21 protein-coding genes are annotated in these 23,589 nt (G+C 47.9%); 15 read left to right on the top strand and 6 right to left on the bottom strand.

Translation table 11 applies throughout. The features are described from left to right. Window positions 1-158 precede the first annotated feature (158 nt). The 5 genes from guaA (at window position 159) to KJS94_RS08350 (ending at window position 5,903) form a co-directional block, all read left to right on the top strand. Window positions 159-1,694, top strand: coding sequence for a glutamine-hydrolyzing GMP synthase (guaA, locus tag KJS94_RS08335; RefSeq protein WP_214447679.1), 1,536 nt, complete (start codon window positions 159-161; stop codon window positions 1,692-1,694). 92 nt (window positions 1,695-1,786) lie between these two features. Further along, the gene (locus KJS94_RS08340) at window positions 1,787-2,974 is read left to right on the top strand and encodes a type 1 periplasmic-binding domain-containing protein (RefSeq protein ID WP_239804339.1); all 1,188 of its coding nucleotides are present in this window, start codon (window positions 1,787-1,789) and stop codon (window positions 2,972-2,974) included. Window positions 2,975-3,042: 68 nt separating this feature from the next. Beyond that, window positions 3,043-3,204, top strand: coding sequence for a DUF2256 domain-containing protein (locus tag KJS94_RS18235; protein ID WP_214447677.1), 162 nt, complete (start codon window positions 3,043-3,045; stop codon window positions 3,202-3,204). Window positions 3,205-3,223: 19 nt separating this feature from the next. Continuing rightward, window positions 3,224-4,252: a ligase-associated DNA damage response exonuclease gene (locus tag KJS94_RS08345; protein WP_214447676.1), complete on the top strand. Its 1,029-nt coding sequence runs from the start codon at window positions 3,224-3,226 to the stop codon at window positions 4,250-4,252. Beyond that, a complete protein-coding gene (locus tag KJS94_RS08350) occupies window positions 4,245-5,903 on the top strand; it encodes an ATP-dependent DNA ligase (protein WP_239804340.1) in 1,659 nt (552 codons plus the stop codon). The genes KJS94_RS08345 and KJS94_RS08350 overlap by 8 nt, the downstream gene beginning before the upstream one ends. Before the next feature lie 254 nt (window positions 5,904-6,157). Here KJS94_RS08350 and KJS94_RS08355 read toward each other — a convergent pair whose 3' ends face one another. After that, the gene (locus KJS94_RS08355; RefSeq protein WP_214447675.1) at window positions 6,158-7,492 is read right to left on the bottom strand and encodes an NCS2 family permease; all 1,335 of its coding nucleotides are present in this window, start codon (window positions 7,490-7,492) and stop codon (window positions 6,158-6,160) included. Window positions 7,493-7,665: 173 nt separating this feature from the next. Here KJS94_RS08355 and KJS94_RS08360 point away from each other — a divergent pair, with 173 nt between their 5' ends. After that, entirely contained in the window at window positions 7,666-9,063 is a 1,398-nt protein-coding gene (locus tag KJS94_RS08360; RefSeq protein ID WP_214447674.1) for a c-type cytochrome, read from the top strand. Between the two features lie 22 nt (window positions 9,064-9,085). After that, a complete protein-coding gene (locus KJS94_RS08365; RefSeq protein WP_214447673.1) occupies window positions 9,086-11,563 on the top strand; it encodes a ligase-associated DNA damage response DEXH box helicase in 2,478 nt (825 codons plus the stop codon). 11 nt (window positions 11,564-11,574) lie between these two features. Here the strand turns inward: KJS94_RS08365 and KJS94_RS08370 are convergent, their stop codons facing one another. After that, window positions 11,575-12,060, bottom strand: coding sequence for a hypothetical protein (locus tag KJS94_RS08370; protein WP_214447672.1), 486 nt, complete (start codon window positions 12,058-12,060; stop codon window positions 11,575-11,577). An 89-nt stretch (window positions 12,061-12,149) separates the two neighbouring features. On the opposite strand from KJS94_RS08370, the gene pdeM reads away from it, so the two are divergent. Both pdeM and KJS94_RS08380 read left to right on the top strand, forming a co-directional pair. Continuing rightward, window positions 12,150-12,809 carry a ligase-associated DNA damage response endonuclease PdeM gene (gene pdeM / locus KJS94_RS08375; RefSeq protein WP_214447671.1) on the top strand — a complete coding sequence of 220 codons (660 nt, stop codon included), beginning with the start codon at window positions 12,150-12,152 and terminating at the stop codon, window positions 12,807-12,809. Further along, the gene (locus KJS94_RS08380) at window positions 12,806-13,720 is read left to right on the top strand and encodes a histone deacetylase family protein (protein ID WP_239804341.1); all 915 of its coding nucleotides are present in this window, start codon (window positions 12,806-12,808) and stop codon (window positions 13,718-13,720) included. Before pdeM ends, KJS94_RS08380 begins: the two co-directional genes overlap by 4 nt. Here the strand turns inward: KJS94_RS08380 and KJS94_RS08385 are convergent, their stop codons facing one another. Together KJS94_RS08385 and KJS94_RS08390 are read right to left on the bottom strand one after the other, a co-directional pair. Then, the gene (locus tag KJS94_RS08385; RefSeq protein ID WP_214447670.1) at window positions 13,721-16,186 is read right to left on the bottom strand and encodes a DUF5916 domain-containing protein; all 2,466 of its coding nucleotides are present in this window, start codon (window positions 16,184-16,186) and stop codon (window positions 13,721-13,723) included. Window positions 16,187-16,301: 115 nt separating this feature from the next. Next, entirely contained in the window at window positions 16,302-17,051 is a 750-nt protein-coding gene (locus tag KJS94_RS08390; RefSeq protein ID WP_214447669.1) for an XRE family transcriptional regulator, read from the bottom strand. A gap of 74 nt (window positions 17,052-17,125) precedes the next feature. Between KJS94_RS08390 and surE the strand changes: the two genes are divergently transcribed. The 3 genes from surE to lpxB all read left to right on the top strand — a co-directional run bounded on the left by surE (window position 17,126) and on the right by lpxB (window position 19,435). Continuing rightward, entirely contained in the window at window positions 17,126-17,914 is a 789-nt protein-coding gene (gene surE, locus KJS94_RS08395) for a 5'/3'-nucleotidase SurE (protein WP_214447668.1), read from the top strand. Further along, window positions 17,914-18,213, top strand: a complete 300-nt coding sequence (locus KJS94_RS08400; protein WP_214447667.1) for a hypothetical protein — start codon at window positions 17,914-17,916, stop codon at window positions 18,211-18,213. The genes surE and KJS94_RS08400 overlap by 1 nt, the downstream gene beginning before the upstream one ends. Before the next feature lie 118 nt (window positions 18,214-18,331). After that, window positions 18,332-19,435 carry a lipid-A-disaccharide synthase gene (gene lpxB / locus KJS94_RS08405; protein WP_214447666.1) on the top strand — a complete coding sequence of 368 codons (1,104 nt, stop codon included), beginning with the start codon at window positions 18,332-18,334 and terminating at the stop codon, window positions 19,433-19,435. Here the strand turns inward: lpxB and KJS94_RS08410 are convergent, their stop codons facing one another. Next, entirely contained in the window at window positions 19,436-19,609 is a 174-nt protein-coding gene (locus KJS94_RS08410; RefSeq protein ID WP_214447665.1) for a DUF6728 family protein, read from the bottom strand. It abuts the gene before it with no gap. A gap of 40 nt (window positions 19,610-19,649) precedes the next feature. Further along, window positions 19,650-21,149, bottom strand: a complete 1,500-nt coding sequence (locus KJS94_RS08415; RefSeq protein ID WP_214447664.1) for a cryptochrome/deoxyribodipyrimidine photo-lyase family protein — start codon at window positions 21,147-21,149, stop codon at window positions 19,650-19,652. Between the two features lie 115 nt (window positions 21,150-21,264). On the opposite strand from KJS94_RS08415, the gene KJS94_RS08420 reads away from it, so the two are divergent. From KJS94_RS08420 to KJS94_RS08430, 3 genes are all read left to right on the top strand, one after another. Continuing rightward, window positions 21,265-21,732 (top strand): hypothetical protein, encoded by a 468-nt coding sequence (locus KJS94_RS08420; RefSeq protein ID WP_214447663.1) that lies wholly within the window; start codon window positions 21,265-21,267, stop codon window positions 21,730-21,732. Between the two features lie 66 nt (window positions 21,733-21,798). Further along, window positions 21,799-22,404, top strand: a complete 606-nt coding sequence (locus KJS94_RS08425) for a hypothetical protein (protein ID WP_214447662.1) — start codon at window positions 21,799-21,801, stop codon at window positions 22,402-22,404. 114 nt (window positions 22,405-22,518) lie between these two features. Continuing rightward, window positions 22,519-23,331: a sulfite exporter TauE/SafE family protein gene (locus tag KJS94_RS08430; RefSeq protein ID WP_214447661.1), complete on the top strand. Its 813-nt coding sequence runs from the start codon at window positions 22,519-22,521 to the stop codon at window positions 23,329-23,331. Window positions 23,332-23,589: the final 258 nt, after the last annotated feature.

Here is a 23,589-nt window from a genome sequence, read left to right on the forward strand (position 1 = left end):
ACCGGAAATGTTACAGGCGGACCCTATATGTCCTCCTTCACCCGGCATTATACCCACAAATAATGAGCTAATTACTGGCAGGTAACCCTATCCCGGCTTCCGGGGGATTGTACCTTACTCAATTGTCAATTCCCATCATTGCTTACCTTTGCGGCACCATGACAGAAAAAATCCTCATTTTAGACTTCGGCTCTCAATATACTCAATTGATTGCCAGGGCTGTACGCGAAGCCAATGTATATTGCGAGATCATCCCTTACCACAAACCATTTGAGTTTGAGCCAGGATTAAAGGGCATCATTTTGTCCGGTTCCCCATTTTCTGTGAATGACCCCAATGCACCTGTGGTGGATATTGCAGCGTTCACCAAAAGGGTCCCTGTCCTCGGGGTTTGTTACGGCGCCCAACTCACTGCCAAACAATATGGCGGAAGGGTTGAAAAGAGCTCCAAGCGTGAATATGGAAGGGCTATCCTGCAGGTGAAACAGGATAACCTGCTGTTCAAAGGCATGTCCCAAACCTCCCAGGTATGGATGAGTCATGGTGACACCATCCTGGAAATGCCCTCCGGATTTGAATTGCTTGCTGAAACCGAAAGCATCCCGGTAGCGGCTTTCAGGCAGGTTAGTGAAACAGAGGTATTGTATTGCGTTCAATTTCACCCGGAGGTATACCACTCCATTGAAGGAAAAAAATTGCTGACCAATTTCCTGGTAGAGATCTGTGGCTGTTCCCAGGACTGGACCCCAGCCCATTTCATCACTGATACGGTAGAGGCCCTGAAAAAGCAGATCGGTAACCGCAAAGTGATTATGGCACTGAGTGGAGGGGTTGACAGCACCGTTGCAGCTACCCTTATCCATAAGGCGATCGGGGATAACCTCACCGGTATATTCGTGGACAATGGCGTATTGCGTAAAGGCGAATTCGAGCAGGTGCTGAAAACCTATAATGATAACCTTCACCTCAATGTAAGGGGGATCGACGCCAGGGAGTTATTCTATTCTGAACTGAAGGGTAAAACAGACCCGGAAGCCAAACGTAAAGTGATCGGTAAGCTTTTTATTGATGTTTTCCAGGAAGAGGCGAAGAAAGTGGAAGGCATTGAAATGCTTGGCCAGGGCACCATCTACCCCGACGTGATCGAAAGCGTTTCGGTACATGGACCATCTGTTACCATCAAGTCGCACCATAACGTAGGGGGCTTGCCCGAACAAATGCACCTGGAATTGGTAGAACCCCTCAGGTTCCTTTTCAAAGATGAAGTAAGGAGGGTAGGCCGTGAATTGGGTATCCCGGCGGAATTGCTGGATCGCCATCCATTCCCCGGACCGGGTCTTGCCATCAGGATCCTCGGCGAGATTACAGAAGAAAAGGTTAAACTCCTGCAGGATGCCGACCACCGCTATATCCAGGGATTGAAAGAACACAACCTCTACAATACCGTTTGGCAGGCCGGTGCCATCCTGTTACCCGTAAAGAGTGTAGGCGTAATGGGTGATGAAAGGACCTACGAATATACGGTAGCTTTAAGGGCAGTAACCTCAGTGGATGGCATGACAGCTGACTGGGCACACCTGCCTTATGATTTTCTGGCATACATTTCGAATGATATCATCAACAATGTACGCGGCATCAACCGTGTAGTATATGATATCAGCAGTAAGCCACCGGCTACTATCGAATGGGAATAAATACTGCCAATGGCAGGAATTAAAATATATTTAAGTCCCCGGTGTGTACGGGGACTTTTTTTATGTTTGAACAGCCATAATTGCATACATATATGAGGAGCCACCTTAAGAAAAAACCTCTCTTTATCCTTAGCCTCCTGCTTATCCTTTTCATACAAGGATCAAAAGCACAGGATACCCCTTTGAAAAAACCCAGCATAGCTGTCATCGCTCCCCTTTATCTTGACTCAGCATTTGACCAAACTGGTAATTACCGCTATGGTAAACAGTTTCCCAAGTTCCTGAGCACCGGGCTTGAATTCTATGAAGGCATCCAATTGGCTGCAGATTCCCTGAAAAAGGAAAATGTACTGCTGGATATCCATATCATTGATTCCCGGACAGGCAATATCAACCAGATAATACAAAAGCCTGAAGTGAGGAACGCAGACCTCATCATTGCCCATGTGAGTGGCGCCGAGATCAGGCCACTGGCTACATTGGCCAACAAAGAACAAGTTCCCTTTATCAATGTGAACCTTCCCAATGATGGAGGGGTTACCAACAACCCCTATATGGTGATCCTGAATTCCACCCTGGGCACCCATTGTGAGGGGATATACAAATTCCTCCAACGCAATTATGCCACCTCTCCTATTGTTGTTTTCAGGAAAGCGGGAGCACAGGAGGACAGGCTGAAAGGCTACCTTAATGAAGTGGAAACTGCTACTATGGGAATCAAGCTCAAGTTCAGGTATGTTACCCTTCCTTCAACCTTCACTGCCGACCAATTGGTTCCATACCTGGATAGTACAAAGATCACCATGTGCATTGCCGGCAGTCTTGATGAGACTTTTGCGCTCAACCTTTGCCAGCAACTAGCCAGTTTGAACACCACCTATCCCGTTCACGTAATGGGTATGCCCACATGGGACAATATCAGGGATTTCAACCTAAAGGAATACAAGGGACTGGAAATATATTACTCCACACCTTTCAATCCAACCAGGACGGACCATGTCAGCGAAAGCATTAATACCTATTTTAAGGAGAAGCTCTATTCCAGACCGAGTGATATGGTGTTCCGGGGCTTCGAAACACTCTATCGTTTTGGCAAACAACTCAGGGAACATGGTTCGAATCTGAATTCGAGCTTTGGCCAGAAGCAATACAAGGTATTTACAGACTTTGACATCCAACCCGTTCTCCTTGACAAACAAAAACAACAGTTGGATTATTTTGAGAACAAGAAACTCTACTTTATCAAGAAGGTTAATGGCGCGATTGTCACCGTATTCTGAACCTTGAAGGACCCTAGCAAAAACCCCTGCCCAACCAAAGTGCAGGGGTTTTTGTTAGGTCAATTGTTATGGTTACACATAAAAAACAGCACCTGCCCCAAAAGACCTGCCTGGTATGCGGCAGGCCATTCAGCTGGCGAAAAAAATGGGCGAAGGTTTGGGAGGAAGTAAAATACTGCAGCGAAAGGTGCAGGAGACAGAAAAACCCTGCGGCTGCAGGGACACATTAATTATAGATTTTGATAAAAAATGTCACTGATCAGGTTTACAGAAAATGGCCTTTATTGCCAGCAGGGCAATTTCTACATTGATCCGTGGCGACCGGTAGAAAAAGCAGTCATCACCCATGCCCATAGCGACCACGCCAGGTGGGGCAGCCAATCCTACCTCTGCCATAGCCTAACCCAACCCTTACTGGAACTGAGGCTAGGCACCAACCATTACCAGACTGCTGAATGGAACGAACCCATATGGATCAATGGGGTCAAGCTCAGCTTGCACCCTGCTGGACATATCATCGGTTCCTCACAAATCAGGCTTGAATACAAGGGGGAAATCTGGGTAATCAGCGGCGATTACAAAACAGAAAACGATGGCCTCAGCGGTAGTTTCGAGCCAGTGAACTGCCATCACTTTGTAACAGAATCAACCTTTGGCCTCCCCATTTACCAATGGCAGCAGCAGGAAGAAATTTATTCAGCGATCCGTAATTGGGTAAGCAAGAACCAGGACGATGGCTACAGCTCGGTGCTGATCGCCTATAGCCTGGGAAAGGCCCAAAGGATCATTTCCTGCCTGGCCAAAGCAGGTAGCCCGATCTACGCGCACGGTGCCATTGCCAATACCCAGGAAAAACTCATTGGGGCAGGTATTACTTTGGATAGTGTCCGCAGGGTGGACCCCGGAATTCCCAAACAAGCATATAAAAAAAGCATCGTCATTGCCCCGCCAAGTGCAGAAGGTTCATCCTGGCTGCAAAGATTCGCACCCTACCGAACCGCCATTTGCAGTGGCTGGATGCAGGTCAGGGGAAATATGCGCCGCAGGAATGCGGATGCCGGATTTGCCTTAAGTGATCATGCCGACTGGCCGGGGTTGATCCAGGCGGTTAAAGCAACAGGGGCTTCTCAGGTATATGTAACACATGGTTTCCAGTCGGTTTTCTCGAGGTACCTGAATGAACAAGGTATCATGGCCAATGAAGTATCTACTGCTTTTGGCAGTGAAGAAGACAATGAAACCACCATGGAAGATAAACCAGGCAGCAACAATGAATGAACCCAGACCCATATCGCTTTCACAGGAATTCCCTGCCAGCAGCGGGATGGAAATGTTTGCAGAGCTGGTCCAAATCATTGGCCATTCCACCAAAACATCGGAAAAACTACATGCCCTGGTCCAGTACTTCCAGACCGCACCGGGCCATGACAAAATATGGGTGATCGCCTTGTTCAGTGGAAGAAGGCCCAAAAGATCCGTCAACAGCAAGTTGCTGAGGGAATGGTGTTGCGAATGCTGCGCCATCCCTGAATGGTTATTTGAGGAGTCCTATCATACTGTTGGCGACCTGGCCGAAACGATAGCCTTACTTCTTCCACCCCCTTCAAGACAAGAAATCAATCATTCTTTACACCACTACCTGTCTTGCCTAACCGAAATCGCATCCCTTGATGCAGAAGGAAAAAAAGCCTTTATACTGGCGGCTTGGGAAGAACTTTCCCAACCGGGCAGATTCGTTTTCAATAAGCTCATTACAGGTGGATTCAGGATTGGCCTTTCCCAGCAATTAATGGTACAGGCATTGGCAAAGGTGAACGGACTGGAGACAAGCAAAGTTGCCCATTTGATCACAGGACAATGGGACCCCCTGACCATAAGTTATGAGGACCTGTTCAATGAAACCCTCCACCAGAAGGACCATTCCAAACCCTATCCCTTCTACCTGGCCTATACTATAGAAGATAGCATCCATCAACTTGGGGAGCCGACCGAATGGCAAGCCGAATGGAAATGGGACGGCATCAGGGGGCAACTGATCAAGCGCAACGACCAGCTATTTGTTTGGAGTCGCGGCGAGGAACTGATGACGGAAAAATTCCCGGAGTACCATGAACTGATGGAACTGCTCCCCAATGGCACCGTACTGGATGGCGAGATCATGCCTTATAAGTCGGGTTCCCCCCTTCCCTTCTCGGTATTGCAAACAAGGATTGGCAGGAAACAGGTAACCAGGAAACAATTACAGGAAGCACCTGTGGCCTTCTTCGCTTACGATCTCCTGGAATGGGAAGGCAATGATTGGCGCGATCTGGACCTTGCGCAAAGAAGGAACAAACTCGAAACCTTAGTTGGTGCCATGGCATCCGATCGACTCCGGTTATCCCCGGTAGTACCATTTGACACCTGGGAAGAACTGATAACCATCCGGCAGGGATCGAGGGATATGGGAGCGGAAGGGTTGATGTTAAAGCGGAAAAGTTCCGGCTATTTGTCGGGGAGGAAAAAAGGCGATTGGTGGAAATGGAAGATCGATCCACTCACCATTGATGCCGTTATGGTATATGCCCAAAAAGGCCACGGAAGGAGAAGCAACCTTTATACGGATTACACATTCGCGGTTAGGGATGGCGACAGGCTGGTAACCTTTACCAAGGCCTATTCCGGACTGACGGACAAGGAAATCCTGGAAGTAGATGCTTTTGTAAAGAAGCATGCTATCGAAAAGTTTGGGCCGGTAAGGACAGTTCAACCGGAACTAGTATTTGAGATCGCATTTGAAGGCATTGCCGCCAGCAACAGGCATAAAAGTGGTGTAGCGCTGCGGTTCCCCAGGATCAACCGATGGCGGAAAGACAAACCGGTATCGGAGATCAATACACTCGACGATCTTCTATCCTTACTGAACCAATTCGAAAAAAAGGGTGCCTGATTTTTCCAATTTTTTTGAATTACCTTTTTCCCTCCATCCATCTTGAAGTTGAACTATTTTTCATACATCATTACATAGTGTACCAATACACTTTGGAAATACACAAATGAAAAGCAGGTAAATAGTTTCAGGATCACACTTTGACAAATTATGGTTACTAAACTGTTCGTGAAAATTATCCTGATAAGGTAAATCCCCTTGAATACTATTTTGAGTGTTGATAGTCCTTTATGAATAGATTTTCGGTTCCTTCCCTATTTTAGGAACAACCCAAGAATGAACAATAAAGCAAGGACGATCATCATGGGACTCAATTCCTTTCCCCTTCCTGTCAAGAGTTTCAGGAAAACATAAAAAAGCATACCGAATACGATACCCTCAGCAATACTGAAGGTATAGGGCATCATTACTACACAAAGAAATGCAGGCAAGGCTTCCGTTATATCGGCAAAATTGATGTGCACCACAGCACCCATCATCAGCATACCCACAATGACCAATGCTGGAGCGGTAGCGGCGGATGGGATGATCGCGAACAAAGGGGCAAAGAATAAGGAAAGCAGGAATAAGATAGCCACTACCAAAGCTGTTAAACCCGTCCTGCCTCCTGCTGCAATGCCACTTGCACTTTCCACATAAGCAGCCACCACACTGGTGCCCAACATCGCACCCGCTGTTGTCCCGACCGCATCGGCAGTCAGGGCCTTCCTCGCATTGGGTATTTTCCCCTGGCCATCCAACAGGCCGGCCTTACTGCAAAGCCCGATCAGCGTACCAACGGTATCAAACAGGTTCACCATCAATAGGGTAAAAAGGATCACCAGCATATCGCGGGAAAAAACCTTATCGAATTCAAATTGCAGCGCGATCGGGGCGATGGAAGGCGGCCAACCTACCAGCCTGCCATCCTCCGGCATATGCGTAAGTCCAAGTGGAATGCCTAGCAGCGTTGCAGCAATGATACCGATCAATAATGCCGTATTCCATCCCCTAACCATTAAAATCCCACTGACCAGCAAGCCGGCAAGTGCAATTAATGGTCCCGCAGCAGTTAGGTTCCCGACCTTAACGATCACCCCATCCAACTGACCATCCCCAACTGCTTTCATGCCCGTTTCAACGATACCTGCATTATTCAGGCCGATCAAGGCAATGAACAAACCGATACCAACTGAAATGGCATGTTTGATCCCCGCAGGTATCGCATCAATGATCGCTTCCCTGATATTCAGCAAGGAAAGCAGGATAAACAAGAGCCCTTCCAAGAACACTGCTGTCAGGGCAAATTGCCAGCTATACCCCATTCCCAGTACAATTGTATAGGCAAAGAAAGCATTCAGCCCCATTCCCGGTGCCAGCGCAATGGGCAGCCTGGCCCATAGCGCCATGACAAGTGTACCTATAGCAGCAGCCAATGCAGTTGCCGTAACCAACGCATTGAAATCCATTCCTGCCTTGGAAAGGATGATCGGATTCACCACCAGGATATAGGCCATGGTCGAAAAAGTGGTGAAGCCGGCAATGAGCTCGGTCCGGAGGTTTGTCCCGTTCTCCGACAACCTGAAATAATTGGAAAGGAAATTTTTCATGCAGGTATGATTAAACTTCTTAAAGTATTAATAGACATTTAGAAATTCAAGCGACCAATCAACACATTGTTATTGACAAACTTAAACCTAAATGCCGGATTAAGCCCCCCTCCAACCAACCAAGCCTTTTCCCTTTTGTTATAAGGAAGAGTAAATTTGTTAAGGGGGCATTTATGAGTAGAATCTATAAAACACTGTGGGCCATTATTGCCATGGGCATGGCTGCCGGGCATTTCCTTACCGGATTCAGCAGGTCACAGGACCCTGAGAAACCCGTTCCCATCCAGCCTTCCAGGCAAAGAACGGGAGAGGCCGGGAAAGGCATTGAATACCTGACCACGGGAGACTATGTGAAAGGTGGCCTACCCTATGACTTCTTCATCCTTGGCCTGGGGAAAGACAAGAAGAACTACCTGGGAAGATCAGGATTGAATGGCACCGTCAGTCACGAGTACACTGTGGTAAAAGCGGCCAATGGTGAAAACCTGGTAGCTCCCAACTGCATGCAATGCCATGCCCAGGTATTCGGCGATAGTTTGGTGATGGGGATGGGCAACACCTTTATGGATTTCACCGTTGGGCAGCAAATGAATGCCAGGAACATGCAATTGCTGGCCAATATGCTCAAGACATCCGCTCCTGCCAAATATGAAGCAGCCAAACATTTCCTCCAGGTAACCGGCACCATCGGCCCCTATCTCAGGACCCAGGTAAGGGGAGTCAATGCAGCCGATCGCCTGGCGGCGGTGTTGGTAGCCCACCGTGATCCCCAAACACTGGAATGGAGGGATTCGGCATGGCTGAACATACCCGAAGAAGTGATCCCAAGTGATGTACCCGCCTGGTGGCTCCTGCGGAAAAAGAACGCCATGTTCTATAATGGTTTTGGCAGGGGTGATTTTGGCCGTTTCCTGATGGCCTCCAACCTGCTCACCGTTAAGGACACCAGCGAGGCCAGGGAAGTGGACAGCCGCATCAATGATGTGCTCGCGTATATCTATTCCCTGCGCCCTCCAAAATTCCCCGGCACTATCAACCATAAACTGGCAGGTAAGGGCGAGAAGATCTTTATCAGGAACTGCTCCAAATGCCATGGCAGTTATGGGGAAAAAGAAGAATATCCCAACCTGCTGATCCCCGCCTCCATCATCAAGACCGATTCGGCCTTGTACAGCAGCAATTACCAGAATCCCCAATTTGTGAACTGGTTCAACAACAGCTGGTTTGCACAAGGAGACCACCCCGCCAGGCTGGAACCCTATAAAGGGTATATTGCCCCTCCTTTGGACGGTATTTGGAGTACAGCCCCCTATTTGCATAATGGCTCGGTTCCAACCATTGAAGGCGTTCTCGACAGCAGGAAAAGACCTACCTTTTGGTCGAGGGATTTCTCCAGGCCGGAATACCTGTATGATGTACCCGGTTGGAAACATACGGTCCACCAGGCACCCGAAGGAACAGGCATCTATAATACCAACCTGAAGGGCTATGGCAATTATGGTCATTATTTTGGGGATAAACTTTCCGATGGGGAACGCAAGGCCGTGATCGAATACCTCAAAACGCTTTAATAACGTAGATATCTAACCGAAATTGAGGGAACAAAAGACGACTGGATCAAAGGTTATACTCGACTGGCTTGCCGGGAGAGGAAGAAAGCCATTCCCTTTCCAGCAGGAAGCCTGGAACGCAATACTTGCCGGGGAAAGCGGTTTGGTGAACGCCCCTACCGGTTGCGGCAAGACCTACTCCGTTTTCCTGGCTGCGATCATCCAGTTCATCGATCAACATCCCCATGACTACCAAACCAGGCAAAAGAATGGACTAAGGCTATTGTGGATTACCCCGCTGCGCGCGCTGGCCAAGGATATCGGAAGGGCCATGGCGGAAGTGATCGGCGAACTGGGCATGCAATGGTCGGTGGGGATCAGGAACGGTGATACCGATACCAGTGAAAGGCAACGCCAGAAAAGGCAAATGCCGGAAATACTGATCATCACACCTGAAAGCCTTCATCTATTATTGGCACAGAAGGGATACGAAGGCATCTTTCCTACCCTGAGCATCATTGCCGTTGACGAATGGCACGAACTGCTGGGCAGCAAAAGGGGGGTACAGGTGGAACTAGCCCTTAGCAGGATCGTCCATTGCAGGAAAAAAAACCCAACCCTCAACCAGCAAATTGCGGTTTGGGGAATTAGTGCAACCATAGGCAACCTTGAAGAGGCAAGGGATGTACTTTTATCACCCACCGGTAAAACCGGTAAGATCATCAGGGCAAGGATAAGGAAAGATATCACTGTTGAGTCCATCATCCCTGACGAGATAGAGAAATATCCCTGGGCCGGCCACCTCGGAATTAAATTGGTCGATAAGGTAATACCGATCATCAACAACAGCACCACCACCCTGATCTTCATCAACACCAGGGGAATGAGTGAACTCTGGTACCAGGCCTTGCTCACAGCCGCGCCGGAACTTGCCGGAGCAATAGCACTCCACCATGGCAGCATAGAGCAGGAACTAAGGATATGGGTGGAGGAAGCACTGCATACCGCTAAACTAAAGGCTGTGGTATGCACTGCAAGCCTTGACCTTGGGGTTGATTTTCGTCCGGTCGAAACCGTTATACAGGTGGGTTCCCCCAAGGGAGTAGCCAGGTTCCTGCAGAGGGCAGGAAGAAGTGGCCATAGCCCTGACGCCACCAGCAAGATCTATTTCCTTCCTACCCATTCCCTGGAACTACTTGAAGCTGCCGCCTTGAAAGCAGCCATTACCGAAGAACTGATCGAAAGCAGGCAACCACTGGTCTTGTGTTTTGATGTATTGATCCAGTACCTATGCACATTGGCCATATCAGATGGCTTCCGGCCAGAGGAACTACTACCCGAGGTCCGGTCCACCCATTGCTTCCGGGAAATGACCGATGAAGAATGGTTGGAAACACTGCATTTCCTTACCAATGGTGGAAAGGCGCTGCAGCAATACGACGAATACCAAAAGGTTGAAGTGATCGACGGCATTTACCGCATCAACAGCAGAAGGATCGCTATGCGCCACCGGATGCATATAGGCACCATTGTGAGTGATGCCATGCTGAAGGTCAAGTTCATGACCGGCGGCTATGTAGGGGTAATTGAAGAATGGTTCATTTCAAGGCTGGAGCAAGGCGATAGCTTTACCCTTGCAGGAAGGAACCTGGAACTGGTAATGATCAAGGATATGACCGTACTGGTCAGGAAATCCCAATCAAAAAAATCGATCGTTCCCAGCTGGATGGGAGGCCGGATGCCCCTTTCAGCCAATTTGGGTAAAATGCTCCGGGAAAAACTGTCTGAAGCAAGCATGGGGACTTTTATCGACAGGGAATTGAAGGCACTTTCGCCCCTGTTTCAATTACAGCAGCAACTCAGCTATGTACCCCGGTTCGATGAACTCCTGGTTGAACAGATAGAAACAAAAGATGGGTTCCATCTATTTGTTTTCCCTTTTGAAGGAAGGTTGGTACACGAAGCAATGGCTGCCATCCTCGCCTACCGCATCAGCAAGCTCCATCCGATCACCTTTTCCTTTGCCATGAACGATTATGGTTTTGAACTGCTGAGTGACCAGCCGATACCGGTTGATGATTCCAATGTATATGAACTATTCTCGCCGGATAATCTTTTTAACGATATCCAACGTAGCGTCAATAGCACGGAAATGGCCAAACGAAAATTCAGGGATATCGCAGTAATAGGCGGATTGATCTTCCAGGGCTATCCCGGGGAATTCAAGAAGGCAAGGCATTTACAATCAAGTGCCTCCCTCCTGTTCAAGGTCTTCAGCGACTATGACAAGGAGAACCTGCTCTTAAGGCAGGCTTACCAGGAGGTCTTTGACCAGCAGATGGAAGAGGCAAGGTTAAGGGATATGCTGCACAGGATACAAAAAGGGAAGATCATCCTGACCTTCCCTGAAAAACTTACCCCCTTCTGTTTCCCCATCAAGGTAGACAGTATGCGGGAAAACCTGTCTTCGGAAAAACTGGAAGACAGGGTGAGAAAAATGCAATTGCAACTCGAAAAATGAGTACCCTTTCCTTAACTTCTCAGGTGCTTCAACTGTGTGGTATAAAGGATGATGAACAAAAAAGGAAAGACCAACCCAAAGCCAAGCAAGGAGGAAGGTTTTAAAAACAGGAAACCGCTAACAAAAGGAAGCAGTTCACCGATCAGCCAGAAATAATATCCGTTCTTCTTCCTTTTTCGCATCTCAAGTGCACCGAAAATACACAAACCTACAGCCACCAGCGCAATAACAAGGATGGGTATCCTGTTCTCAAAAGCCAGTCTCGCATTTTCCATTGCCTCAGGTCCACTGAATCGCTTCATGAACTCGGGCATATCATCCAACTTGCCGCTTGCCTCCAGTTCTTCCAGTTGTTCCAGGTTCTTCTTACCGGAAGCAAAGCCCCACACGGATAATATGAGCTCAATACCACTCCAGATAAGGGTTAGGATGGTCAACACATTTAAGGTGGAAGGCAATTGTTCCTTCTCTTCTGCAAAAGGGTTGGGTGTACTCATAATGGCTCAGTTTACTGCTTTGAACTAAAATTAAGGCATCAATTTATTATTATCCCAGCCATTTTTTAAAAGCCCATAGTTTTGCATGGATGCGAGCACCTACCCTTTTTACTTTGAAGGACCAGCACTTGTGGTTATCTCCCGATAGGGTAATCTACTGGGAAGAAGAACAGGCGATCATACTATCCGACCTTCACCTGGGGAAGTCAGGTCATTTCAGGAAAGCGGGCATCCCTGTACCCCAGACCGTATTCAAACATGACCTTCAACGGCTTTTTGCACTGGTTCAACATTTCCGTCCCACGAGGCTATTTGTCATCGGGGATTTCTTCCATAGCCATGATAACAGGGAACTCGATCTTTTTAGCCGCTGGCGGACAGACCACCCTGGCATTTCCATTCACCTGGTGGAGGGCAACCATGATATCCTTAGTGAAAAATGGTATACCGACAACCAGATACAAGTACATAAGCAGGAATTCAGGATCGGCCCCTTCCGGTTCAGACATGAACCGCTTACCGATGGCACCCATGATGATGAAGGGTACCTGATCTGCGGCCATCTCCACCCTGGGGTAAGAGTGAAAGGAATGGGCAAGCAATCCATGCGCCTGCCCTGTTTCTATTTCGACAGGCACCAGGCCATCCTTCCCGCCTTCGGTGGTTTCACAGGCTTATACCTGATCGAACCATCTGGGGACTCCAATGTTTTTGCCATAGTGAATAATGAATTAGTACAGTTACAATGAGCAGCAAGAAACTGCATATCGCTTACGATCCTATCTATGCACATCCACTGCCACCGGGACATCGGTTCCCTATGGAAAAATATGAACTGATACCGGAACAGTTATTGTACGAAGGAAGTATTGAAGCCGGAAACCTTTTCTCCCCCAAGGTTTGCCCGGATAGTATTGTCCTGTTGACCCATGATCAAGCATACCTGTCCAAACTCCATAACCAAACCCTGACGGAGCGGGAACAAAGGCATATCGGATTTCCCCAGTCACCACAGCTTACCCTGCGCGAATTGATGATCACCCAGGGAACGATCGATTGCTGCCATTTCGCTATGGAAAACGGGATCGCCATGAATGTGGCCGGGGGAACCCATCATGCCTTCTTCGACCGCGGTGAAGGATTCTGCCTGCTCAATGATTTTGCGGTTGCAGCCAATTATTTACTGGATAGGAAGCTATCCAAAAAGATCCTCATCATTGACCTTGATGTCCACCAGGGCAATGGCACTGCCAAATTGTTTGAAAAAGAAGAAAGGGTATTCACCTTCAGCATGCATGGCAGGCACAATTACCCTTTCCATAAAGAAGTATCTGACCTGGATATTCCCCTTGAGGATGGCTGCACAGATGAATCCTTTTTAAACTTGCTAATGGACACCCTGCCAAAACTCCTGCAAGCGGTAAAACCCGATTTCTGTTTTTTCCTGTCAGGGGTGGACATCCTGGAAACCGATAAGTTCGGTAAGCTTAAAGTAACCCGGGAAGGCTGCCGGATACGGGACCATTTCGTTTTCAGGACACTGAAAAAAAACCAATTACCCTGTGTAGTGGCAATGGGTGGCGGGTACTCCCCCAAAGTAAGTGATATTGTTGAGGCGCATTGCAATACCTACCGGGAGGCACTCGAAGCCATTGCATGATCAGGCCTTCCTTCTTTTCCTTAGGTCCTGGTAATCCAGGAAATAGATAAAGCGAATGGTAAACTCATTCCCATGACGAATATTCATGGTATGGGATAAATTATCCTTGTATTTGGGGCGGGAAACAATATCATTGGTAAAGTTAGGATCGATCCAATTCTTCCATCCTGCTATGATCCTGCTTCCCAGCCGGAAATCCCACACATAAAAAACATCCAGGTTAAATATGTTCACATTCAGGTCATTCCCTTCAATAAATGGTCGGTCATACCAGTATCCTTTCTCATCTATGTTATAAAAAGCCACGTTAGTGACCTTATTCCAGTAATGCCTCCCCCTAACGGTCATGTTCATGCGGGGCGTGAAACTATAGATGCCGCTTAAAACGGTTGTCACATCCAGGTTCTTTCGCCTTGCCACAATCGGCTCTCCATTCGGCTCATTCACAAAGGCATATCCGAACTGTCCATTATCATTCGACAAGCTATTACTCAACTCCAAAGAAAGCTTGTCGCTGAACCTATACCTTACCCCAACATTATACCTGAAGAAAAGGTCATTGTAGATATCCTTGCTTTCTGCGAAACCACCGTTGAGGTAGGCAAACAAGCGCTTCCTGCTATCCGTGCTACCATTGATACCAATATAAGCCCAGGATGGCCTTTTCAGGTTCTTGAAATTATACCTCAGTTCGAAATAGTCATTATACCAGAATGGCGAACCACTAAGCTCCACACTGAGGTCCCAGAAATTCTTGAATAACCAGAATGCACTGGCCCGTACATCAAACTGCTGGTAGGAAAAAGGCTTGTAAAGAAATACCTGGCTCAACCTTACCGAATATCGCTGGTTAAGGAATTTTGTTGTTGGGGTAAAGACCTGGTAACTCAGGCGACCATCAGTTTTCATTTCATTCGGCGCCCGGAGAAAACCCAGGTCATTGGGGTTGTAGGTATCTGATTCAATATTATTGCTGATCGACCACTGCCATTTACCACTAACCTTTGCGAACTCAGTGTAGTTGGCCCATCCATCATACCCGCCATTGCCAAAGATCTTACTATACCTTGGTGCAATATTGAAAAGGTACCTGTTGCCAGCATCGTACAAGGCAATATCCAGTGCGGTTACATTAGCGTCATTCGCTTTCCCTTCCCTCAAAACATTGGTATTGGTGAACGTAATGAAAGACCGGTTCTTCAATGCCTTATCCAGGACCACTACGTTATAATTGGCCATCTCTTCAGTCCTGATTACCGAATCCCTGCCTTTGGCCTCATCCCGGATCACCGCGTCCACAGGCCTCGCTACTGCATTAAAAACACCGATCCCCAGGTTCTTCTTGTTCCTTCCCGAAAACTTGATCGCATTATACAAAGGGGTAACTGTTGGGTTCTCCCTGATGCTGTATCCGGGGTTATCTGCAACAAAGGATTCAACCGCATTATAACCTACGGGTGTCCTACCCACGCGGCGTGAATAGAAAATATCTGCCTTGTTAAAGAGTTCCGTGCCCTCTGTAAAGAAGGGGCGGTTTTCCTGGAACTGGATATCAAAAGGGGTAAGGTTATTGACCTTGGGATCGGAAACCACTTGTCCAAAATCGGGGATCAGGGTAGCATCGAGGGTAAAGCTTTCATTCACTCCCCATTTCACATCCATCCCACCACTCTTCAGCCACTGTTCCTGAACATTGCCATTGGCATCAGGAGGATTCATCCTGTAGCCGCCACTGATATAGGGGGAAAGGCTCAATCTCAACGGAGGCCTGAGGTTCCTAAGGCCCGACAATTCGCCAAACTGGTTGACAAACCCATTCACGGCGGGGTCAACCGGACTCCAGAAGCTACTCTCATTGAGTGCCCTTGCAAACCTCAGGAACTGGATCCCCCACTCCTGCACATCATCCTTTGAAAACCGGATGGCACTATATGGGATCCTGATCTCTACACTCCAACCATCCTTATTCATGGCCACCCTGCTATCCCAAACCGCATCCCAACTTCCATCGCCATAACTACCCCATTCTGCAGGGTAACTTGGCGACAGGCGGGCATCACTCTGCACATTCCTGGAGGTCACCAGGAACTGGAAGCCATTCTGTTTGTCTTTGTAAGTATCAAGGAATACGGAGAAATAATCAACATCAGCACGACCATGCTGGTCCCTGGCAGTGAGCTGGCGCCTCACTTTGGAAGGATCATCGAATAATTGCGCTCCAACATATATGGCATTATTATCATAGATCACCTTTACCGAAGTCCTTAAACTTGCCGGTTTGCCGAAAGTGGGCTGGTTGGTGATAAAGTCGATAGCTTCGGGTACGTCCTTCCACTCCCCGTCATTCAGTATTCCATCCAGCCTGGGTGCGGTTGCCACCTGGAAGGCCGCAATTTTGCGCTGCTGGGCTAATAATGAGCCTGCAGTACCAAGCAAAAGCGCCAATAAAAACCAATATTCTCTCATATGGAAGGAAAAGGCAAAACTAGATAAGTATGCATGGGGGCCATCTACCATTCATAAAAAAAGCCCCGCTGGAAAGCGGGGCCTTACTAACCCAAAGTACTAAAAACAACCTATTTTAATTCAATTTCTTCTTGAGGCTGCTAACCTGTTCCTGCAGGTTGCTGACAATAGATGCCAATTGGTTGACATCCCAGCGTTGTTGCATGTTGGCGCGGGTAATGACCATTTGGGCCTGCCAGAGTTCAACAATATCGTTGGAGTCCACTGTATAAGGCTGGTAGGTCGGGTTATCGCTTACCAGTGTCACCTTGTTCTTCTGCCTTGGATTCTTCATCACCCTTTTGTACACAATGCCTTCCTGCCTGGAAATAACGATATAGGTATTACTGGTCTTCACATCATCCAGGTTCTCTACCTTCTCCCCAACAATGATCGAACCACTAGGGGTCGGCAGCATGGAATCCCCCATGATCTCAAATGCCCTGTAATGGCCCGGGGCAAGCATAGGGAGCGTAAAGGTGTTCAACTCATCAATAAACTCGGGGTCCGCATAACCCGCCAGGTAACCAGCAGCAGCCTTGACCGGTACAAACTGGATCTCTGTGGCCATCGCGGCCATTTTCTGGGCCCTCCGCTTTGCGATATAACTACCCTTGGTATCCCCAAGATCCTTCCTGAACAGGTCATCGAGGCTTACCTTGAAGATATCACTGACGATCTCCAGGACTTCAAGCCTGGGTTCGGCGCGTTCTTCCTCATAAGCACCCAATAAGGAGCGCTTGATATCTAACCTGGCAGCAAACTCTTCCTGGGTCCACCCGCGCAGTTTACGCAGGTATTTGAGGTTTTTTCCGGCGTAGGACATGCTAACTGATTTAGCGCTAAAATACTAAAAATTTTATCATAGCAAATTTTTTTTCCACGCCTTACTTTCGCATTATGGCAAAAACGAGGAAAAAGAAAGAAGAACCGGTTATCCTGGTCACCAATGATGACGGGGTAACTGCCCCGGGTATCCGAAACCTGGTAGAAGCAGTCAAGGACCTGGGAAAGGTAGTAGTAGTAGCCCCGGACAAACCCCAGTCAGGCATGGGTCATGCCATTACGATCGGCTCACCGCTCCGGCTGCACCCGGTACATCATTTTGAGGGGATTGAAGCCTATCAATGTACGGGCACCCCGGTAGACTGTGTCAAACTTGCTGTAGACAAGGTATTGCACAGGAAGCCCGACATCTGCCTCTCCGGTATTAACCATGGCGCCAACCATTCCATCAATGTGATCTATTCAGGCACTATGTCGGCCGCGGTGGAAGCTGCCATAGAAAGCATTCCTGCCATTGGCTTCTCCCTGCTGGATTATAGCATTGAAGCCGATTTCAGCGCTGCACGCACCTATGCCCGGCAGGTTACCCAAATGGTGTTGAGCAAGAAGATCGACAAGCACCTGGTCCTGAATGTGAATATCCCGGCAGTTCCCGAGGAACATATCAGGGGTATTAAAGTATGCCGCCAGGCCTATGCCAAATACCAGGAAGACTTCCTGGAGCGCCATGATCCTTATGGTAAGCGTTATTATTGGCTTACCGGTGAATTCCTGAACTTCGACAAAGGCAGGGACACCGATGTATGGGCCCTTCAAAACAACTATGTAAGTGTGGTGCCTGTACAATTTGACCTCACCAATTACGTTCTAAAAGCCAAACTGGAAAAAAGCTGGAAACGCTGATGTTAAAAAAAGATAATCTCCGATTGGGCATTGCGCTAGGTATCCTTGCCCCTGTTATTGGTATGCTCCTGTATTACCTGCTGGAATTTTATTCAAGGAATGTTGGACTGGCAGAGTTCCTCGGCTACCTTAAAACCTATAAATCATTGCTCACCGCTGTCAGCAGTATCTCGCTGGTGGCGAATGCGGTATTGTTTACAATCTATATCAATTCCAGGAAGGACAAGACCGCCAAGGGCGTATTCATAGCGACACTGATCTACGGCATTACGGTTCTGCTCATCAAATTGATTGGCTGATCGTATCCCGAAAGAGCCTTTCATTAAAGGCTAATAATAGTTAAATCCCCCTTTAAAGCTTCCCTTACCCGACCAGGGAAGCTTTATTCCTTTAGGCCTCTTCCTTACATTTGTGACCATGAAGTATTATATCATAGCCGGAGAAGCAAGCGGGGACCTGCATGGCAGCAACCTGATCAAGGAACTCAGGCAGAGGGATCCGGCTGCTGATATCCGTTGTTGGGGTGGTGACCTGATGGAAGCGGCCGGGGGGAAACTGGTCAAACATTACCGTGACCTTGCCTTTATGGGCTTTGTGGAAGTGGTGGCCAACCTGCGTACCATCCTTCGCAACATTGATTTTTGCAAAGCAGATATCCTTTCCTTCCAGCCTGATGTGATCATCTATATCGACTATCCCGGTTTCAACCTCAGGATAGCTAAATGGGCCAGGAGTAAAGGATTCAGGAACATCTATTATATCTCACCCCAAATCTGGGCATGGAAGGAAAACAGGGTTCATACCATAAAAGCTTCCGTTGACAGGATGCTGGTCATCCTGCCATTTGAAAAAGACTTTTACCAGAAATGGGATTATCCCGTTGATTATGTTGGTCATCCGTTGGCTAAGGTGATCAATGACCATATTGTGCAACACCCGGAAATTCGTAAAGACAGCAAGACAATAGCTTTATTGCCGGGTAGCAGGAAACAGGAGATCCTGAAAAAACTTCCGGTGATGCTCGGAGTAGCAGCGGCATTCCCTGATCACCAATTTGTGGTGGCCAAAGCACCCGGACAGGAAGATGATTTTTATGCCCCCATGCTGGCTGCCTACCCCAATGTAAGTTCCGTTCGTAACGACACCTATAACCTGTTGATGAAAGCAGATGCTGCACTGGTCACCTCCGGAACAGCAACACTGGAAACAGCCTTATTTGGGGTGCCGGAAGTGGTTTGTTATAAAGGAAACAAGATATCCTACCTCATTGCGAGAAAGCTGATCAAGGTAAAATACATCTCCCTGGTCAACCTGATCATGGACAAAATGATCGTCAAGGAAATGATCCAGGATGATATGACAACAGCCAACCTGGTAACTGAATTAAAAGAGATCCTTGAGAATGATCAATACAGGTCTGAAATGATCCGCAATTTCAATGTGCTTAGGGAGAAACTTTCTGCAGGGGGAAATGCTTCTGCCAAAGCTGCTGACCTGGTCATGGAAGAACTGAAGCGCTGATCAGGCCTTCTTAAAGAACACCAACCGGATCAACATGAAAATGATTGCAGCCAGGAACATCAATAAAGAAAGCCGGTTGATGCCATGCATATAACCCAACCACTTCGTGTGGGGGGCTTTGGGATCCTTTTTTTTGATGTAGAGGTATTCTGCTATTTGCCTGAAGATGCCCATGTACAACTTTTAAAGAATAACAAAGCTAGTACAAATTGGTTTAGGAAGACCCATCACCCGGGAAGACCGACACCTCGTTTTCATCCTTGCGTAGGGTGTGTTTGACCAGGATGCGCTTGTTAAATCCCCTTACCTTTTTGGAACGCTTGACGCTCCACAAAATATCCCTGGCCTTTGCAGCAGCCGCATCTACATCTATGATCGGTAAGGGATAATCCCTGCCCGGACATAAACCATAATAGCTTATTTCAAGGGGAGTCATTTTCCAGGGCTCATGAATGAGAGGGGCCGGAAGGACTTTCAATTCAGGGAGCCATTTACGGATAAAGTCACCTTGAGGGTCGTGGTCGATTCCTTGTTTAACGGGATTATAGATCCGGATGGTATTCACCCCCATGGTTCCCGCCTGCATCTGGAATTGGGGATAGTGTATGCCTGGCTCATAATCAAGGAACATCCTTGCGAGATGATGGACACCTGCCTGCCAGGGCTGCCATAAATGATGGGTCAGAAAAGATACCAGCATGGATCGCATCCGGAAATTAAGATAGCCGGTTTGGCGAACACATCTCATGCAGGCATCCACCATGGGGATGCCGGTCCTTCCCTCCTGCCATGCCAGTACCAATGCAGGGTCTGCTTCATTCCTGATGGTATCAAAGCCAGGGTTAAGGTTCTCCGACTCCATCCTGCACTCCGATTCGAACTTCTGGATAAAATGGCAATGCCAGTACAACCTGGAAATAAAGAAACCAAGATCTGACCTGAAGGCACTATGGAGGAGGGCATGCTGGACAGCCTGGTAAACCTGCCGCACACTAAGGTTTCCCCATGCCAGGTAAGGGGAAAGCCTGCTGCAGGAATACCTGCTTTTTTCCGGCTTGGATAGATTACGCGCATAGCCCTTGCCCCTACCCTTTACAAATCCATCAAGGTATTGCCAGGCAGCCGATTCCCCGCCAGGTTGGAAATGCATATCCTTCCACCTGATCCCATCAGGCAACGAATCAAGTGTTCTATCAAAGCCTTCTGCTTCCAAGCGAGCCGCCTTCATACCTTGCCAATCTACAGTACAAAGGGACTGGGTCATACGGCGCTCCCACTCTTCCCGCCAGCCTTGCCTGTTATCCGTTCCCCTGATCACTCCGTTACTGGGGAACTCTATCCATTTTATTCCTTTACCCTTGAAATACTTCTTCATTGACAGGTCACGCCTGAAGGAAACGGCATTACCTGTTTCTTCATAGGAAAAAACTGTATCTATATGCCAGCTGCCAAGGAGCACTTCAAACAACTGCCCAACCTCCCCATGGTATAACAGCAACCTATGACCGAAGGAATCCAATTCAGCCCGCATGTGCTCAAGTGATTGCCAGGCAAAGCGCCAGTGGCGAAGGTCGGAATCAGCCGCCTGCATCATTGTTGGTTCAAAACAGTAGACCATCAACACCGGCAAACCGGCATTGGCTGCGGCTGCAAGTGGAGCATGATCACGAAGACGAAGGTCACGCTTGAACCATACAACATTAATGGGGAACATTTTTTTTTAACACCAGTTGGGGACTATGGTTCGAATTTTGGGTATACTTAACACTTACCCTTCTAATTTTACGAACTATAACCAATCCATACGATCATTCCCTAAAAAAATCAATATGAGAAAACAATTCATGCTGACCCTTCTTTGCATCAGCTTATTTTCCTCCCTTTCATTTGCACAGAACATGGGCAGTGACTACCAAACCGCCATTGGGGTCAAGATCTGGAATGGGGCGGGCTTAACAGCCAAGCATTTCCTGAAGGAAAATGCTGCACTGGAAGGAATCGCTTACTTCTGGAAGGAGGGCATCAGGATCAGTGGTCTCTATGAGTTTCATTTCCCACTCGGCACAGAGCCGGGACTGCAATGGTATGTTGGTCCGGGTGCCCATATAGGCTTCTATGGAAGCGATTATGGTAATGGCACTTATATCGGACTGGATGGGGTGATTGGAATCGATTACAAGATCAGGAATGCCCCCCTGAATTTCTCGCTAGACTGGCAACCTACCATTGAGTTTGGCGATGGAAGGGGTTTCTATGGAGGCTGGGGAGGATTGGGCATACGTTACACCCTGCAATAAACAGTAAAACAAGCTGCGACTGGCCAACAGGGGAACAACATCCTTATCTTTAACAAAATTTATAAGATGAGGCGTTATTGTTGGTTCCTCCTTTTTTTACCTGTCATTCTTTTGTTTGCCTGCAGTAGTTCAAAGCCTGCTACGAACTCCTATGTAGCGCAAGGCTATGTTAAACGGAATTATTCAAAGATCCTTGTACTGGCCAGGCTAAGGGATGAAATTGCGAGGAAGAAGGTGGAAACATCCTTAAGCGACCTGCTCAACAGGAGTGGTTACAAAGGCGCCACAACCTACAACCTCATTACATTGGATGACCTTACGACCAGGGAGCGGTTCCTTGCCAAGGTAGATACCAGTACATTTGACGCCATAATAGTATTAAGCTACATGGGAGCCAATACCTCGGTATCCGGACAAACAACGGTGTCTTCCACCACACCAATCGGCTCAACCAATTTCTTCGATATTTACACCAGTCCTGCCTACGACTTCAATTATGATACGAAGTCCCAGGTTGCAGGCTATGTAAATGCCAGCTTCTTTACCAAGGAAAGCTACCAGAAACAGTGGAGCAGCATCCTGCAGATTAACTTATCGAATGGATTGGACTTCGCCAGTGATTTTCTTGCAGGTACAGCACTAGCCAGCTTGAAACGGGATAAAATACTCTAGCGGGAGCCGGCTATGCCGGCTTCTTTTTTTTCAATTCATCACTTTCCTTTTGCGTGATTGATATCACAAAACAGGTGCCTGCAAAGTTTCACTTTTGCACATAAATCATTAGCAATGGAAATACTTGGTTATCTGGCATCGTTAGTAATAGGCATATCGCTCGGCTTGATCGGAGGCGGAGGGTCTATATTAACCGTACCTGTACTTGTGTACCTATTGGGCGTGGAACCGGTAACGGCCACCGCCTATTCCCTTTTCATCGTTGGTGCAACCAGCCTGGTGGGTGCACTCCCCAAATACAAACAAGGTGAAGTAAACCTTAAGACTGCAGCGATCTTTGGCATCCCATCCATTGCTGCTGTTTTTGCAACCAGGAAATTCCTTGTGCCGCTGATACCCCAGGAAATATTCACCATCGGTAGTTTCACGATCACCAAGCCGATCATGATGATGGTCCTCTTTGCCATCCTGATGGTATTTGCATCGGTTTCCATGATCAGGGAGAAAAAGAATGGCAAAACAGAGAATGATGGCCCCCAGCAATTCAACTACCCATTGATCATCCTGGAAGGCGCACTCGTTGGCACCTTAACAGGTCTGGTTGGTGCGGGAGGCGGATTTCTGATTATCCCGGCCCTGGTACTATTGAGCAAACTACCCATGAAACAGGCTGTTGGTACCTCCTTGTTGATCATCGCAGCCAAATCACTGATTGGCTTCACCGGGGACCTTGGCCACCAGGTAATGGATTGGAAACTCCTGATGATCGTTACGGCCCTTGCCATTGCAGGTATCTTCCTTGGTAACAGGCTTAGCAAGAAGGTTTCTGCTGAAGGCCTTAAAAAAGGATTTGGCTGGTTTGTGCTGGTAATGGGCCTTTATATACTCGCCAAGGAATTGTTCTTTGGTGGAAGCGGAGGCCATTGATCCCCAAAAATGATCTTTAGCCTGAAAGGCTTCCTGTAATCAGCAACATTTTATTGAGCAGACATGAAAAAACAATCGATTTGGATCGTAAGGGGAGGTTTTGCCCTCTTGGGTGCGACGGCCGGATACTTTTACTGGAAATACTTTGGTTGCACTTCCAATTGCACCATCAGTTCAAAACCCCTTAACAGCATGATCTATTTCTCCATAATAGGTATCCTGGCAGGCAATACATTCTTTTATAGAGGCAAGGAGCCT

Source organism: Flavihumibacter rivuli (assembly GCF_018595685.2).
Lineage (GTDB): Bacteria > Bacteroidota > Bacteroidia > Chitinophagales > Chitinophagaceae > Flavihumibacter > Flavihumibacter rivuli.

What these genes read in the sequence shown, in the direction of transcription:
- KJS94_RS08400 (WP_214447667.1), top strand. Translation starts at nt 17,914, where the DNA reads ATGTTAAAAAAAGATAATCTCCGATTGGGCATTGCGCTAGGTATCCTT.
- KJS94_RS08410 (WP_214447665.1), bottom strand. Translation starts at nt 19,609, where the DNA reads ATGGGCATCTTCAGGCAAATAGCAGAATACCTCTACATCAAAAAAAAG.
- KJS94_RS08370 (WP_214447672.1), bottom strand. Translation starts at nt 12,060, where the DNA reads ATGAGTACACCCAACCCTTTTGCAGAAGAGAAGGAACAATTGCCTTCC.
- KJS94_RS08380 (WP_239804341.1), top strand. Translation starts at nt 12,806, where the DNA reads ATGAGCAGCAAGAAACTGCATATCGCTTACGATCCTATCTATGCACAT.
- KJS94_RS08390 (WP_214447669.1), bottom strand. Translation starts at nt 17,051, where the DNA reads ATGTCCTACGCCGGAAAAAACCTCAAATACCTGCGTAAACTGCGCGGG.
- KJS94_RS08340 (WP_239804339.1), top strand. Translation starts at nt 1,787, where the DNA reads ATGAGGAGCCACCTTAAGAAAAAACCTCTCTTTATCCTTAGCCTCCTG.
- KJS94_RS08345 (WP_214447676.1), top strand. Translation starts at nt 3,224, where the DNA reads ATGTCACTGATCAGGTTTACAGAAAATGGCCTTTATTGCCAGCAGGGC.
- guaA (WP_214447679.1), top strand. Translation starts at nt 159, where the DNA reads ATGACAGAAAAAATCCTCATTTTAGACTTCGGCTCTCAATATACTCAA.
- KJS94_RS08360 (WP_214447674.1), top strand. Translation starts at nt 7,666, where the DNA reads ATGAGTAGAATCTATAAAACACTGTGGGCCATTATTGCCATGGGCATG.
- KJS94_RS08420 (WP_214447663.1), top strand. Translation starts at nt 21,265, where the DNA reads ATGAGAAAACAATTCATGCTGACCCTTCTTTGCATCAGCTTATTTTCC.
- lpxB (WP_214447666.1), top strand. Translation starts at nt 18,332, where the DNA reads ATGAAGTATTATATCATAGCCGGAGAAGCAAGCGGGGACCTGCATGGC.
- KJS94_RS08430 (WP_214447661.1), top strand. Translation starts at nt 22,519, where the DNA reads ATGGAAATACTTGGTTATCTGGCATCGTTAGTAATAGGCATATCGCTC.
- KJS94_RS08425 (WP_214447662.1), top strand. Translation starts at nt 21,799, where the DNA reads ATGAGGCGTTATTGTTGGTTCCTCCTTTTTTTACCTGTCATTCTTTTG.
- KJS94_RS08385 (WP_214447670.1), bottom strand. Translation starts at nt 16,186, where the DNA reads ATGAGAGAATATTGGTTTTTATTGGCGCTTTTGCTTGGTACTGCAGGC.
- KJS94_RS18235 (WP_214447677.1), top strand. Translation starts at nt 3,043, where the DNA reads ATGGTTACACATAAAAAACAGCACCTGCCCCAAAAGACCTGCCTGGTA.
- KJS94_RS08350 (WP_239804340.1), top strand. Translation starts at nt 4,245, where the DNA reads ATGAATGAACCCAGACCCATATCGCTTTCACAGGAATTCCCTGCCAGC.
- surE (WP_214447668.1), top strand. Translation starts at nt 17,126, where the DNA reads ATGGCAAAAACGAGGAAAAAGAAAGAAGAACCGGTTATCCTGGTCACC.
- KJS94_RS08415 (WP_214447664.1), bottom strand. Translation starts at nt 21,149, where the DNA reads ATGTTCCCCATTAATGTTGTATGGTTCAAGCGTGACCTTCGTCTTCGT.
- KJS94_RS08355 (WP_214447675.1), bottom strand. Translation starts at nt 7,492, where the DNA reads ATGAAAAATTTCCTTTCCAATTATTTCAGGTTGTCGGAGAACGGGACA.
- pdeM (WP_214447671.1), top strand. Translation starts at nt 12,150, where the DNA reads ATGCGAGCACCTACCCTTTTTACTTTGAAGGACCAGCACTTGTGGTTA.